Origin of the sequence: Hansschlegelia zhihuaiae (assembly GCF_004103825.1) — a bacterium.
Classification (GTDB): domain Bacteria; phylum Pseudomonadota; class Alphaproteobacteria; order Rhizobiales; family Methylopilaceae; genus Methylopila; species Methylopila zhihuaiae.
The window spans coordinates 112,841-126,488 of the sequence record NZ_RYFI01000006.1; the positions used below are offsets into that span (position 1 = coordinate 112,841).

A 13,648-nucleotide genomic window follows, 5' to 3' on the forward strand; every position below is an offset into this window, starting at 1 on the left:
GGCGCTTGTCTGGAAACTCTCTAACAGGGCTTTGACGCGGGCGGAACGGTCGTCGTCACGCCGCCGTCACGATCGGTTGACCCCGGCTTCCGCCGACGATCTTCGTCCACGCCGCCAGAAACGCCTCGCCGTCGGCCGGATCGGACGACCAGCCGAAGCTCACGCGCAGCATCCCGATTGACAGATCGTGTGCCACCCCCATGGCGTCAAGCACCGGAGAGGCTTTCGGTTTCCCGGAGGAACAGGCCGAACCGGCCGAGACCGCGATCCCGGCGAGGTCGAGCGCGATCATCGCGCGCGCCGACTCGACGCCGGGCGCCGCGAAACAGCTGGTGTTGGGCAGGCGCCGCGCGCCCTCGCCGAACACCACCACCTCGCCGAGCCGCCGCAGGCCCGCCTCCAGCGCATCCCTGGCCTGCGCGAGCGCCGCGAAATCATCGAGGCCGGCGAGGGCTTCGCGCGCCGCGACGCCCATTCCGACGATCCCCGCGACATTCTCGGTGCCGGCGCGCCAGCCGCGCTCCTGGCCGCCGCCCTTCACCACCGGCTCCGCGACAAACAGCGCCTCGTCGCTCCGAACCAGCGCTCCGACGCCTGCCGGCCCGCCGAACTTATGGGCCGCGAGCGCCAGGAAATCGCAGCCGAGCGCCGCCATGTCGACCGCGATCTTGCCCGCCGCCTGCACGGCGTCGACATGAACGAGCCCGCCGAAGCGCTTCGCGATCCGCACGGCTTCCGCCACCGGCTGGATGACGCCGGTCTCGTTGTTGGCGGCCATCAGCGCGAGGATCATGCGTTCGTCCGGACGCTCCACCGCATGCCGCGCGAAGGCGGCCTCGACGGCGGAGAGATCGATGACCCCCTTGCCGTCGACCGGGATCGACTCGACCGCGCCCTTCGAAAAGCGCGCGCCCGCCGTCACCGCGGGGTGCTCGACGGCCGAGACGGCCAGCCGGGTCACGGGCCGCGGGTCGCGCGCATCGCGGATCGAAGGGCTGAGCGCGAGATTCGAGGCCTCGGTCCCGCCGCTCGTGAAGGTGACGCAAGAAGCCTGCGCGCCGACCAGCGCCGCAATGGACCGGCGGGCCTCCTCTACCAGAGCCCGCTTGGCGCGGCCCTCGGCGTGGATCGAAGACGGATTTCCGGTCGCGGCGAGGGTCTCGGCCATGGCGGCGATCACGGCTGGCCGGGTCGCGGTGGTGGCGTTGTGGTCGAGATAGACGCGCGTCCCGCTCATCCTGGGCCTCTCGCTCGAACGGCCGATCGGACGCGGGCTAGGCTCACGCGATCCTTGCAAGTCGACCGATCATCCGTGCTAGAGACACCCGACCCGCCGCGCAAGACGGCTCGGCCCAAGAGCCGCGCGCGAGAGCATTAAGGATTTGTCATGCCCGAGGTGATCTTCAGCGGCCCCGCCGGCCGTCTCGAGGGCCGTTACCACCCCGCCAAGAAGCGCCGCGCGCCGATCGCGCTCATCCTGCACCCCCACCCGCAGTTCGGGGGCACGATGAACAACCAGATCGTCTACAACCTCTATTACGCGTTCCTGAACCGCGGCTTCTCGGTGCTGCGCTTCAATTTCCGCGGCGTGGGCCGCAGCCAGGGGTCGTTCGACCACGGTTCGGGGGAACTCTCGGACGCCGCCTCCGCGCTCGACTGGGCGCAGGCGCTCAACCCCGACGCGCGCGCCTGCTGGATCGCCGGCGTGTCGTTCGGCGCCTGGATCGGCATGCAGCTTCTGATGCGCCGGCCCGAGGTCGAGGGCTTCATCTCGGTCGCGCCGCCCGCCAACCGTTTCGACTTCTCGTTTCTGGCTCCCTGCCCGTCCTCCGGCCTGTTCGTGCATGGCGACCAGGATCGCGTCGCGCCGATGAAGGACGTCCAGACGCTGATCGAGAAGCTCAAGACGCAGCGTGGCATCGTGATCGACCAGTCGATCATCCCGGGCGCCAACCACTTCTTCGAGAACCGCGTCGACGAGCTGCTCGTCGAGGTCAACGCCTATCTGGACAAGCGCCTTGGCCCGACCGGCGAGCCTCTTACGGAAAGCGACGAGAGCGCGGCGTAACGCACAGCGGCCATGTCCCGGCCTTGAGCCGGGACCCATTGAGCTCCCACGCTGCCTGGCGCGATCCGATGTCCGCCGTCTCTTTCCGGCTCTGTTCCAGCCGAATGGGTCCCGGCTCAAGGCCGGGACATGGCCGTGGCGCTCACGGCCGCGCCAAGACCCCGCCCGTCATCGGGCGCGGGGCGCCGGTCGTGCCCGGATAGGTCAGCGGCAGGCCCCGCAGGCTTCTCACCGCAAGCACGGCGAAGGCCTGCGCCTCGAGCGCGTCGGCGGACAGGCCGACGGCGTCCGCGGTCGTCACCTCAGCATTCAGCCGCCCGCGCAGCATCCCGAGCAGCGTTGGGTTGCGCGCCCCTCCGCCCGCCACCACCCAAAGCGCGGGCTTGCGCGGCAGAAGCTCCGCGCCGCGCGCGACGGACCGGGCCGTGAAGGCCGCGAGCGTCGCGAGCGCGTCGGCGAGCGGAAGCGCCTCGGTCGGCGACGCGTCGAATCCGTTGCGGTCGAGCGACTTCGGCGGACGCTGCACGAAATAGGGGTGCGCCATCAGCCGTTCGACCACGGCCTCGTCCACCCTGCCCGAGGCCGCGATGGCGCCGCCTTCGTCGAAGGGCCGCCCGGTCTCGCGCGAAATCCTGTCGTCCATCAGCGCGTTGGCGGGCCCGGTGTCGAACGCGATCAGTTCGCCGTCCTCGCCGATGAACGTGACATTGCCGACGCCGCCGAGATTGAGCACCGCGAGCGGCCTCGGCAAATCGAGGTCGCGCACCAGCACCGGATGGATGGTGGGCGCGAGCGGCGCGCCCTGCCCGCCCGCCGCGACGTCGGCTGCGCGGAAATCATAGACCACCGGCCGTCCGAGGGTTCTGGCGAGCGCCGCGCCGTCGCCGATCTGAATGGTGAGACCGGCCTCAGGCCGGTGCAGCACCGTCTGGCCGTGGAAGCCGATGACGTCGATGTCGGACTTGGCGATGTCGTTCGCGGCCAGAAACCCCTCGACCGCCATGCGATGCGCACCATTGACGATCGCCTCCGCGACCGCAAGCGAGCCTGGGCGGGCGTTGCGGTCAGTGAGCGAAGCCGCCTCGCCGATCGCGCGGGCGAGCACGGCCCGTTCGGCGGCGTCATAGGGGTGGTACCGGCTCGGCCCGAATTTTTCGATCCGCTCGCCGTCGGTCTCGACCAGCGCCACGTCGACGCCGTCGAAGGAGGTGCCGCTCATCAGCCCGATCGCGCGCATCGCCGCCCCCCTCGCCTGCCCTCGCCAACCTACACGTGACATCGCCATCGAAACGTGAAATTCGGACGCCCCTCCGATGAACGACGTCGCCGATCGATCTAGCCCATGACCGCCTACAAGTCCGACCTCCTGCGCCTGCTCGACGAGCGCGGGCAGATCCACCAGGTCTCCGAACCGGAGGCGCTCGACGCGCTCGCGCTCGAAGGACCGGTCACGGCCTATATCGGCTACGACCTGACGGCGCCGAGCCTCCATGTCGGGCACATGGCCAACATCATGATGCTGCGGCGGCTCCAGCAGGCCGGCCACAAGCCGATCGTGCTGATGGGCGGCGGCACCACCAAGGTCGGCGACCCGTCCTTCCGCAACGAGCAGCGCCCACTGCTCGACGACGCGCAGATCGCCGCCAACAAGGCGTCGATCAAGTCGATTTTCTCGCAGTTCATGGCGTTCGGCGAGGGCGCGACCGGCGCGATCATGGTCGACAACGCCGAATGGCTCGACCGGCTCGAATATGTGCCGTTCCTGCGGGAGATCGGCCGGCACTTCTCGGTCAATAGGATGCTGTCCTTCGACAGCGTGAAGAGCCGGCTCGACCAGGAGCAGCCGTTCTCCTTCCTCGAATTCAACTACATGATCCTGCAGGCCTACGACTTCCTGGAGCTGAACCGCCGCTATGGCTGCCGGCTGCAGATGGGCGGTTCGGACCAGTGGGGCAACATCGTCAACGGCATCGAGCTCGGTCGCCGGGTCGACGGCGCGCAGCTCTTCGCGCTCACCTGCCCGCTGATCACCACGGCGTCCGGCGCCAAGATGGGCAAGACGGCGTCCGGCGCGGTCTGGCTCAACGCCGACATGACCGGCCCGTTCGACTTCTGGCAGTACTGGCGCAATGTCGACGACGCCGATGTCGAGCGCTTCCTCAAGCTGTTCACCGACCTGTCCCTCGACGAGATCGCGCGGCTCTCGGCGCTGAAGGACGCCGAGATCAACGAGGCGAAGAAGACGCTCGCGACGGAGGCCACCGCGATCGTCCACGGCCGCGCGGCGGCCGAGGAGGCGGCGGCGACGGCCCGCAAGACCTTCGAGGAGGGCGCGCTCGCCGAGACGCTGCCGACCGTCGAGGTCGACGGCCCCGCGCTCTCGGCCGGGCTCGGCGTGCTGCACCTGTTCTCGGAGGTCGCGGGTCTCGTCGCGTCGAACGGCGAGGCGCGGCGGCTGGTGAAGGGCGGCGGCCTCAGGGTCAACGACAAGCCCGTGATCGACGATCGCGCGGTGCTGACCGGGCGAGACCTCACGCCCGAAGGCGTCATCAAGCTCTCGCTAGGCAAGAAGAAGCACGTGCTGCTGCGCCCACGGGGCTGAGCCGCCTCGCGGCTTATTGCGCCGTCGCGTTCGGCGCGGTCGAGCCGGTCGGCGCCTCCGGGACCGGCTGCCCTTGCCGGAACTCGAAGATCTTGCGGAAGAAACCGGGCGCGACCGCGGACATCGGGTTGATGGAGATGGTCGGCGCGGTGGTCGCGCCCTTGACCTGAAACGTCACGCCCACGAGCCCGCCATTCTTGCCGCCGCCGAGCAGCGCCCCGATGATCGGCACGCGGCTCACCAGGTTGTTGAGCGCGTAGATCGGCACGAAGGTGCCGACGAGGTCCACGCGATCCACGGCGTAGTTCACGTCGCCTGACAGCGTCGCGCCGAGCTGCGGGCCATAGACCGTCGCCTCGTCGACGCGGATGCGGCCGGTCGACTGCACGAACTTGACCTGAAGCCTGTCGAACCGCGTCGCGCCGCGCGCCGGTGGGGCCGCCGCTCCCTCGTCGGCGCCGGTCGTGCGGCGCACCCGATCGAGCGCGGTCTCGTTGCGGACCGCGAAATCGCGGATGCGCAGCAGGCCCGGCCCGCCGGAGAGAGAGGCGTCGAGGTCGAAGGCTCCGCCGTCGATGCGGCCGTAGAGATCGGCGAAGCGGAAGAAGGCGCCGGCGTCGCCGCCCTTGACCGCCAGACGGCCGTCGCCGCCGGTGGCCAGCGTGATGGGCGCGTCGCCGATCCGGCCGGAGCCGTCGGCCTCCCGCACCTTGCCGTCCCGCACCACGAGCTTTATGTCGAGGCCCGCGACCGCCTCGTCGCCATAGCCAAGGCCGGTGCCGAGCTTGGCCGTCACGTCGAGATTCTTGGGCGCGTTGTCGGCGTCCGCTTTTTGCGGACCGGCGCCGGATGCGGACGGCTTTCCGCGCGCCTTGTCGAGCAGCGGCTTCAGATCGAGCGCCGCGCCCTGCACCGCGACCCTCGTCACCCCGCCCCTCGCCTTGTCGATCTCGACCTTGGCGTCGTCGCCGGGACCAGGGCGATAGATCGGCAGGGTGGCGGACAACAGCTCGCCCTTGGGTCCGAACTCGATTGCGCCCCGCACGCTCCGGTCGCCGCTTTCAAGCGCGAAGTCCCTGATGACGGTCTTGTCGGGGTTGCGGTCGACCATGAAGCTAACACGCCCCGGCCTGCCGGCGGGCTTCTTGAATCCAGGCAGCAGCCCGTCGATCCCGACATTGGAGAGGTCCGCGGACACGCTCATCGGCGCCTTCGGGTCGTCGAGCGAGAGCTCGGCGGACAGCGGAACTTCACCCTTCAGGGAGCCGGGCACGTCGAGGCCGAGCCGCTGCAGGTCGGCCGCGTCCGCGGTCAGCATGACGGCGAGCTTGCGGCGTACGACGCCCTCTCCGCCCGCCGGCGCGTCCGTCATCGATACGGTCGCGGGCGCGCCGCCCACCACGCCCTTGCCGCTCAGCGTCGTGGGGGCGTCGCCGGCCTTAAGTTGCAGTGTCCCCTTCTCGAAATTGCGGCCCGCGAACACGCCGGCGATCCTGACGTCGCGCATCTCGGCCGCCACCTTGATCGCGGGCTTCGGCGCATCCTTCGCATGGTCGAGCTCCAGATCGACCGTCACGTCGGCGGCGATGCGGCCGGTCACCTTGGCGACGTCGAGCTGGGAGGGCAAAGGGTTGGGGCCGAAGGCCCCCGATCCGACCAGCGTCAACGCGCGCTTGAGCGACCCGTCGGCCTTCAACGTCACCCGCGCCTTCGGATGGCGGGGCGCAAGGTCCGGCACCGTGAACAGCACGTCATTCACGGCGAGCGCGCCGTCGGCCTCCGAATTCGAGATGAAGGCTTTCTCGATGCTGACGTCGACCTTGCGCGAGGTCGCGAGCACGCGCCCCTTCGCCGCCTCGATCCAGGGAAGGCCCGGCTTGCCGCGCAGCACGCCGTCCGAGAAACCGATGTCGAGCGCCATCGAGCCAGGCGGCAGCGGATCATGGGGCCGAAGCTTGGCGAGTTCACCCGACGGCACGTCAATCGTAAGCGAAAGACTGTCGACGGTGCCTGCGCCGACATTCTCCACCACCCAGCCGCGGATCGAGGAGACGAGGAAGAACGGCCAAAGGCGCTTGACCGCCGAGGCCGGCATGGGGTCGGCGACGACGCCGAGCCGAACCGCGGGACTCGCCCCCTCGAAACGCACGAGGCCCGTGAGGCTCGCCCGCGCCGTCGGGCCCAGAAACTGCGCCTTCCCGATTTCGAGCACGCCGGCCGTCGGATCGAAGGTCGCGGCGACGTCGACGCGGTCGAGCCTTAGCGGCGGATCTCCGGCCGCCTCGCCTGACAGCAGAACGTCCCGTCCGTCGATCGACGCCGTCCAGGGCGCTCCGGGCTCGGGCGGCGCGACGAGCGTCCCGGTGAAGGCCATCTGGCCGCCCCGGCCGCGGATCTGCGACGGCTCTATGGTCACGGCCCGCTTCGCCGGGTCCCAGCTCAAGGCGAGCTGGGCGCGATCGACGGCCATCACCTCCGGCGGCGCGCCCGGCTCCCTCGCCCCCGGCATCGTCACCTCGAGCCCGCGCCCCTCGATGCGACCGACGCCCGCGAGCAGCTTTCCTTCCGCGCCGATGCGCGCGCTCAGATGGCCCGAAATGCGTCCCTTCACCGGCGGAGCCCCGGCCTTCTCGGCGAAGGGAGCCGAATAGGGCGCGAGATCAATGTTCTCGAGGCCGAGATCGATCGATCGCGCGGCGTCCGCCGTCGGCGCCGAAACCGTGACGGCGCTGGTCCAGCGATCCTCGGGACGCGAGGACGACGCCGCAAGCGCGATCGCGCCGCCCTCCCCGCGCGACAGCCTCAGATTGACGCCGTCGAGCGACAGCGGCGCGCGCGCCCTGGGCGCGACGAGGACGGTGGCGCCCGTGACCACGACCTCCTCGAGCGAGCCTGCCGCGCCGTCCGCGCCGAGCAGACGGTCGAGATCGCCGATCGCGGCCAGCACTCGGTCCGGCAAGTCGGACTGCTTCGACGCGGCGTCCATCGTCGTGTCGAAGCGCATGTCAAGCTTCGGATTCGTGACGTGGACGGTGCGGATCTTCACTTCGCCCCGCAGCAGGCTCATGCCGTCGAGCCGAAGCTCGGCTCTCGGAACGCTCGCCACGACCGGGCCGCCGGCCGTGGCGACAGCCAGATCGACCAGCCGAAGCTCCACGCCGCCGCCGCTGCGGTGCAACTCGGCGTCGTCGATCGAAACCGAATAGTCCGGCCCCAATCGCTCCTGCAGCGCTGCCGTGACGCGTGGGACGACCTGGGAGGCCGGCAGCGGCATATAGAGGATGGCGAGCCAGACGCCCGCGATCACGAGGCCGAGGCCGAACGCTCCCGCCGCCATGAGGCGCAGGATGCGCTGCACGGTGGGCTTCGGCGAAGCCGGCAGTCCGTCCGCGCGCCGCCGCCTCCGTCTTCGGCGGTCAATCCAGGGTAGCGCGACCGCGCGTAGGCGCGGCGACCGGCCGGTCTTTGGCCCCTCCGCCATTCGGCTTTCGCGTCTCCTCGGGTCGCGGCGCGGCCGTCGTGGGCTGCGCCGAAGCGATGGACCTGTTTCACGGACCGTGGTTCATCGGCCTGCGGGCGGCAAGCCTTTCGGGCAGCATGCAGGCGTTTTCGTGAACATGGAGAGAATGACGATGTCCAAGGCGTTGAACGTCGGCGCGGCCGCGCCGGACTTCGAGCTTCCGGCCTCGGGCGGCGGCTCGGTCAGCCTGAGCGGCCTCAAGGGCAAGGCGGTCGTCCTCTACTTCTATCCGAAGGACGATACCTCGGGCTGCACCAAGGAGGCGATCGACTTCAACCGGCTCAAGGGCGAGTTCGCGAAGGCCGGCGCCGTGGTCATCGGCGTGTCGCCCGACAGCGTCGACAGCCACGACAGGTTCAAGGCCAAGCACGGCCTCGACTTCCCGCTCGCGGCCGACGAGCGGAAGACGGCGCTGGAAGCCTATGGCGTCTGGACCGAGAAGAGCATGTATGGCCGCAAATATATGGGCGTCGAACGCACCACGGTGCTGATCGACCGCGAGGGCCGCGTCGCGCACGTCTGGGAGAAGGTGAAGGTCAACGGCCACGCCGACGAGGTGCTGGCGGCTGCGAAGTCGCTCTGAGGCTGTCGACCGCAGCCGGTCTTATCCGAAGATTAACCCTAACGATCCATGATCGCCCCATCGGAGCTGGGGGTCGGCATGGCGGTGGTTGGGGTCTCGGGCGGACGGATCGCGACGGATCGGATCACCTTCGACAGAGGTTCAAAACGGACCGCCGTCTCCTTGCCGCGTCACGGAATTCTCGCGGCTACGATCTCTCTCGCGCTGCTCGGCGGATGGAGCCTCGCGGCGGCCGCCTACATGATCTTCCACGACACCGTCGTGGCCGAGCTCCGCCATGGGGCGAAGGCGGCGGCCAAGGGCTACGAGGCGCAGATCGCTGCGCTGCGCGACGAGCTGGAGCGCTCGCGCACCCGCCGCATCGTCGAGAAGGCCGGCGTCGACGAGCGAATCGCCGAGCTCGGCGCGCGCCAAGCCCTTCTCGAGCAGCGCCACAACCGGCTGTCGGAGCTCGCCGACGCCGGCGCGACCGATGGAGCCGCGAGGCGCGATCCGGCCTTCGTCTATTCGGTCAAGCCGACGCCGCTCGACCAGCCCGCCGCCGCCCTTGACGGGGCCGAGCCTTCGCTCTCCGGCGAGCCGCGCCGGGAATCCGCGATCACGACCGCAGAGAAGGTCGCTGCCGCGCTCGACGCGGTCGAGAGCCGCCAGACGCAGGCGCTCGAGGAGATCGCCACCAGGGCTGACGCGCGTCGCCGCACGCTCGAAAGGGTCTATGACGCCGCCCGCCTGCCGCGGCCGGACGCCCAGACCGGCGGCCGCGGCGGCCCGTTCGAGCCCCTCCCCGCCCGCGCGCTGAGCTTCGATAGGCGCGCCGACGAGGTCGCGGCGGAACGCGCCGCGGTTGCGATGTTCGAACGCGGGCTGAACCGCGTCCCGCTCCGCACGCCCGCGCCCGGATCCTCGATCACAAGCGGCTTCGGCGCGCGCGTCGACCCGTTTCTCGGCCGGATGGCGTTCCATGCCGGGCTCGATTTCGAAGGCGATCTCGGCGAGGCCGTGAAGGCGACGGCCGCCGGCCGCGTCGCCTCGGCGGGCTGGAGCGGCGGCTATGGGAACATGGTCGAGATCGACCATGGCGGCGGACTTTCGACCCGCTTCGGCCACCTGTCCGCGATCGCGGTGCGCGAGGGCGACGAGGTCAGGATCGGCTCCGTGCTCGGCCGGGTCGGCTCGACCGGACGCTCCACCGGGCCGCACATCCACTACGAGACGCGGGTCAATGGCGAGGCCGTCGACCCGCTGCGATTCCTCAACGCCGGCCGGATTCTCGCCAGAGCAAGGTGAAACCCGCGGTCGAATCCGCGCCGAAGCTGATCACTTCGCCACAGGCGGCGGAGCGCCGAGCGTATAGAAGCCCGGCTCCCTGGCGTTGGGCGCAGGCCGCGCCACCTCATTGATGTGAACGCACCATTTGCCGGGCGCCACGAAGCCGTCCACGGCGGGGCAGGCCAGCACATTCGGATCGAAGTTCCGGCCGGCGGAGGGTGCGAAGGCCGGCCAGATCGCCGTCTGCGGCAACCGGACGCCCGGATCCGAGGCTTTCTGGACGACGAAGCGGTATTTCCGGTTCTCGCTGTCCTGCAGCGTGATCGGGCACGGGTTGTTCTTGCCGATCTTGATCAGCGCGGGATCGACGCCCAACACCCAGCCGCTCTTGCTCTCGGTCGGGAAGGTCGTGTCCGCGATCGCGCTGCACATCCCGTATTTCGTCCAGAACGGCGCGCCCGGCGCCGGCTCGCCGAGACCGATGGAGAAGTCATACCACTTGTAGAACGCCGGCACAGGCGGCGCGTGCGGCTTGCCGTTCTTAAGCCCGCCGGGACCGCCGACGGCGAAGATCAGCCCGCCGGGCGTCGAGCCGCCGCTGTTGCTCAGGAAGCTGGCGTGATCGTCGATCGAGAACGCATAGGCGCTCGCCGAAAGCCCGCCGGCCGCGACGTCATCGTGGATCAGTTGCGTGTAGGGGTTGAACCTCTGGGATTTCTTGAGCCCGGCCTCATCGTAATTGTACTGCATCTGGAAATAATCGATGACCGACCTGCTGTCGGGCGGCAGGTCGTCGACCACGGGAAGCTCGTCGTTCGGACAGGCGACATTGAACGGCACCCAGCCATAGATGAAGGTGAGATAGGCCGTGAGCTTTGGCTTCGGCGGATTGTTGCTGACCGGCTTCAAGAAAGCTGGGATACGATTGCAGGTGTCAACATATTTCTTGTAGTTCTTCAGAAACACTGCGTCTACGGACTTGTAATGGTCCGATTGAGCGACCGCGCACACCTTGGGATCCTTCACGGTGCAATCGCTCCACTGGTCCATCATGTCCTTGATAAGCTTGGGCGGGTCCTTGGGAACGATGGTCGGCGTCTTTCCGTCCGGAAAGACGAACGGATTCATGTAGAACGCCAGAGCGGACTGGGCCGACGGCACGCGGACGCCCGCATCCGGATAGGCTTTCCTGCCGTTGACCACGGGGTTGTTGTAGACCGGCCAGACCAGTTTGCCGGTGTTGTCGGTCTCGGTGAAATCCTCAAGCAGCTTACGGAATTTCCCGACCGCCATCGTGGCGCCCATATAGCCGACGTCGGCCGGCTCGCGGACGGGCTCGATCGCCAGCGGCAGATAGACCTGATCGACGTTGGACACATTGTAGTTCTGGTTGAAGTCGATGAACTCGCCGCCCTTCTTGCCGTTGTCGGTCACCTTTGAGACATCGGCGAAGGTGAACTCGTTCAGCTGAAACGGCAGATGCGGGTCGATCTCCGCGTCCTGAGTGACTTCGAATATCCTGACGTTGTTGCAGAAATTGCCCTTCATGGCGTCGTTGCAGTCGGGCCGCGGGGACCCGGCGGCGAACGCCACTTCCGCATTGCCGCTTAGCTTCTTGTAGACCTCGTTCAACGCCGTCCTGTCGTCGAAGATGATGACGCGGCCGCCGCGCCACCAGTCGATGTACAGGTCCGTGGCGCCTTTCGTGCGCTTCGACCACCAGGGAAGCTTGACCGATACATATCCGTCCTTGGGGATGCCGCCGCCTGAATTGATGAAGATGTAGTAGTTCTTGTCGACGCGGAAACAGCTGTCGGACCTGCCGAGCGCGGCCTGAAGCCAGGCGTCTCCGCCGCCCTTGTCCGCAACGGTGCAGTTCAACGCGTCCGTCAATTGCCGGCTACCCTGGATTACGACCCAGATGTCGCCCGGCGTGTTGTTGTGGATTCTCAGTTCTTTGACGCAGGCCTTTGGGAAGCCGCCCCCGTCATCGGCGCATACGCCGTCCGCGGCTTCCGCGCTGTTGGGGATGACGCTGCAACAACCGACAATTGCAAGTAAGAGTAAACTGATCCGGAACAGCTGACGAAAATTTGTAGAAAACATGCTTATATCCCCGGAGATTTCGACCATCTTTTACGGGCCAAGGATAATAATCAAGCTCCAATTGATTTTGCCGCTGGCGGCCTCCGGAGAACTACGCGAGTAGTCCCGCCTGGGTTTTCATCGACGAGGCTAGCTTCGCCCAGTCACGCGCATCGCGGCGCCGGTGGATCGGCGCCGCGACATGCTTCCGGCCAGCCGCGCCGCCGCACGAGGCGGCGACATGCCAGCGTCTCAGCGAAACAGGCTCAGTCGACGTCCTCGACGTCGGCCGGGGCGCCGCCATAGGCGCGCTGCGCGAGCGTCGCCTCCATGAAACCGTCTAGGTCACCGTCAAGCACGTCCTGCGGCGACGTCGAGGTGTGGCCGGTCCGCAGATCCTTCACGAGCTGATAGGGCTGCAGCACGTAGGAGCGGATCTGGTGGCCCCAGCCGATGTCGGTCTTGGCCGCCTGGTCGGCGGCGGCCTCCGCCTCGCGCTTCTTGAGCTCGGCCTCATAGAGCTTGGCGCGGAGCATGTCCCACGCCGTGGCGCGGTTCTTGTGCTGTGAGCGGTCGCCCTGGGACACGACCATGATGCCGGTCGGGTTGTGGACCAGGCGGACGGCCGATTCCGTCTTGTTGACGTGCTGGCCGCCGGCGCCGCCCGACCGCATCGTGTCGACGCGGACGTCAGACTCGTTGATCTCGATTTTGATCGTGTCGTCGATCACCGGGTACACGTCGATCGACGCGAAGCTGGTCTGCCGGCGCGCGTTCGAATCGAACGGGGAGATGCGCACGAGGCGGTGGACGCCCGCCTCGGTCTTCAGCCAGCCATAGGCGTTGTGGCCCTTGATCTGCAGGGTCGCGGACTTGATGCCGGCCTGCTCGCCCGCCTGATGGTCGACGACCTCGATCTTGAAGCCCCGCCGCTCCGCCCAGCGAGTGTACATGCGCAGCAGCATCTCGGCCCAGTCCTGGCTCTCGGTGCCGCCCGCGCCGGGATGAACCTCGAGGAAGGTGTCGAACCCGTCGGCTTCGCCCGAGATCAGCGATTCGAGCTGGCGGCGGCCGGCCTCGTCCTTGAGCGCCTTGAGCGCCTTCTCGGCGTCGGCCACGACGCCCTCGTCGCCCTCCATCTCGCCGAGCTCGATGAGCTCGACATTGTCCTTCAGCTCCTGCTCGATCCGCACCACGCCCGACATGGCGTCGTCGAGCTGGGTGCGCTCCTGCATGATCTTCTGAGCGCGCGCCGGATCGTCCCAGAGCGTCGGGTCTTCGGCGATGTGGTTCAACTCTTCGAGGCGCGCCTGGGACTGATCCCAGTCAAAGATGCCTCCTCAGCAGCCCGACTGACTGCTCGATGTCCTGAACGAGGGTTTCGATTTCGGCGCGCATGGCCTGTGGCGGGTTCCGGCTGGGGTGCGAAGGGGGCCGCGACTGTTAGCCCGCGGCGAGCATGGCTGTAAACCGACGACGCGCCGTCCGAGCCGCCCTATGTGGCGGCTCGCGCGGCCCAAA

Annotated in this window: 9 protein-coding genes; 4 read left to right on the forward strand and 5 right to left on the reverse strand. The window is 68.3% G+C overall.

The window, feature by feature from the left end:
• Positions 1–55: 55 nt before the first annotated feature.
• Positions 56–1,237 (reverse strand): cysteine desulfurase family protein, encoded by a 1,182-nt coding sequence (locus EK403_RS08145; protein ID WP_128777002.1) that lies wholly within the window; start codon positions 1,235–1,237, stop codon positions 56–58.
• 150 nt (positions 1,238–1,387) lie between these two features.
• Between EK403_RS08145 and EK403_RS08150 the strand changes: the two genes are divergently transcribed.
• The gene (locus EK403_RS08150) at positions 1,388–2,068 is read left to right on the forward strand and encodes an alpha/beta hydrolase (protein ID WP_128777003.1); all 681 of its coding nucleotides are present in this window, start codon (positions 1,388–1,390) and stop codon (positions 2,066–2,068) included.
• A 142-nt stretch (positions 2,069–2,210) separates the two neighbouring features.
• On the opposite strand, the gene EK403_RS08155 is transcribed toward EK403_RS08150, so the two are convergent.
• Positions 2,211–3,305, reverse strand: a complete 1,095-nt coding sequence (locus tag EK403_RS08155; RefSeq protein WP_128777004.1) for an anhydro-N-acetylmuramic acid kinase — start codon at positions 3,303–3,305, stop codon at positions 2,211–2,213.
• 105 nt (positions 3,306–3,410) lie between these two features.
• Here EK403_RS08155 and tyrS point away from each other — a divergent pair, with 105 nt between their 5' ends.
• Positions 3,411–4,670, forward strand: a complete 1,260-nt coding sequence (tyrS, locus tag EK403_RS08160; protein ID WP_128777005.1) for a tyrosine--tRNA ligase — start codon at positions 3,411–3,413, stop codon at positions 4,668–4,670.
• A 13-nt stretch (positions 4,671–4,683) separates the two neighbouring features.
• On the opposite strand, the gene EK403_RS08165 is transcribed toward tyrS, so the two are convergent.
• Positions 4,684–8,028 (reverse strand): YhdP family protein, encoded by a 3,345-nt coding sequence (locus tag EK403_RS08165; protein ID WP_245479581.1) that lies wholly within the window; start codon positions 8,026–8,028, stop codon positions 4,684–4,686.
• 274 nt (positions 8,029–8,302) lie between these two features.
• Between EK403_RS08165 and EK403_RS08170 the strand changes: the two genes are divergently transcribed.
• Together EK403_RS08170 and EK403_RS08175 are read left to right on the forward strand one after the other, a co-directional pair.
• On the forward strand, positions 8,303–8,773 hold the full coding sequence (locus EK403_RS08170; RefSeq protein ID WP_245479582.1) for a peroxiredoxin: 471 nt from the start codon (positions 8,303–8,305) through the stop codon (positions 8,771–8,773).
• A 48-nt stretch (positions 8,774–8,821) separates the two neighbouring features.
• The gene (locus tag EK403_RS08175; RefSeq protein WP_245479583.1) at positions 8,822–10,060 is read left to right on the forward strand and encodes a M23 family metallopeptidase; all 1,239 of its coding nucleotides are present in this window, start codon (positions 8,822–8,824) and stop codon (positions 10,058–10,060) included.
• A 30-nt stretch (positions 10,061–10,090) separates the two neighbouring features.
• Here EK403_RS08175 and EK403_RS08180 read toward each other — a convergent pair whose 3' ends face one another.
• The gene (locus EK403_RS08180; protein WP_164919537.1) at positions 10,091–11,935 is read right to left on the reverse strand and encodes a hypothetical protein; all 1,845 of its coding nucleotides are present in this window, start codon (positions 11,933–11,935) and stop codon (positions 10,091–10,093) included.
• 458 nt (positions 11,936–12,393) lie between these two features.
• Positions 12,394–13,525 (reverse strand): peptide chain release factor 2 gene (prfB, locus tag EK403_RS08185; protein WP_128777009.1). Its coding sequence is split into 2 segments (ribosomal slippage): positions 12,394–13,455 and positions 13,457–13,525, totalling 1,131 coding nucleotides; the frame shifts between segments, so codons are not numbered across the junction.
• Positions 13,526–13,648: the final 123 nt, after the last annotated feature.

Bases quoted from the DNA above. Each gene is read 5' to 3' on its own strand.
- EK403_RS08145 (WP_128777002.1), bottom strand. From the start codon at position 1,237: ATGAGCGGGACGCGCGTCTATCTCGACCACAACGCCACCACCGCGACC.
- EK403_RS08150 (WP_128777003.1), top strand. From the start codon at position 1,388: ATGCCCGAGGTGATCTTCAGCGGCCCCGCCGGCCGTCTCGAGGGCCGT.
- EK403_RS08155 (WP_128777004.1), bottom strand. From the start codon at position 3,305: ATGCGCGCGATCGGGCTGATGAGCGGCACCTCCTTCGACGGCGTCGAC.
- tyrS (WP_128777005.1), top strand. From the start codon at position 3,411: ATGACCGCCTACAAGTCCGACCTCCTGCGCCTGCTCGACGAGCGCGGG.
- EK403_RS08170 (WP_245479582.1), top strand. From the start codon at position 8,303: ATGTCCAAGGCGTTGAACGTCGGCGCGGCCGCGCCGGACTTCGAGCTT.
- EK403_RS08175 (WP_245479583.1), top strand. From the start codon at position 8,822: ATGATCGCCCCATCGGAGCTGGGGGTCGGCATGGCGGTGGTTGGGGTC.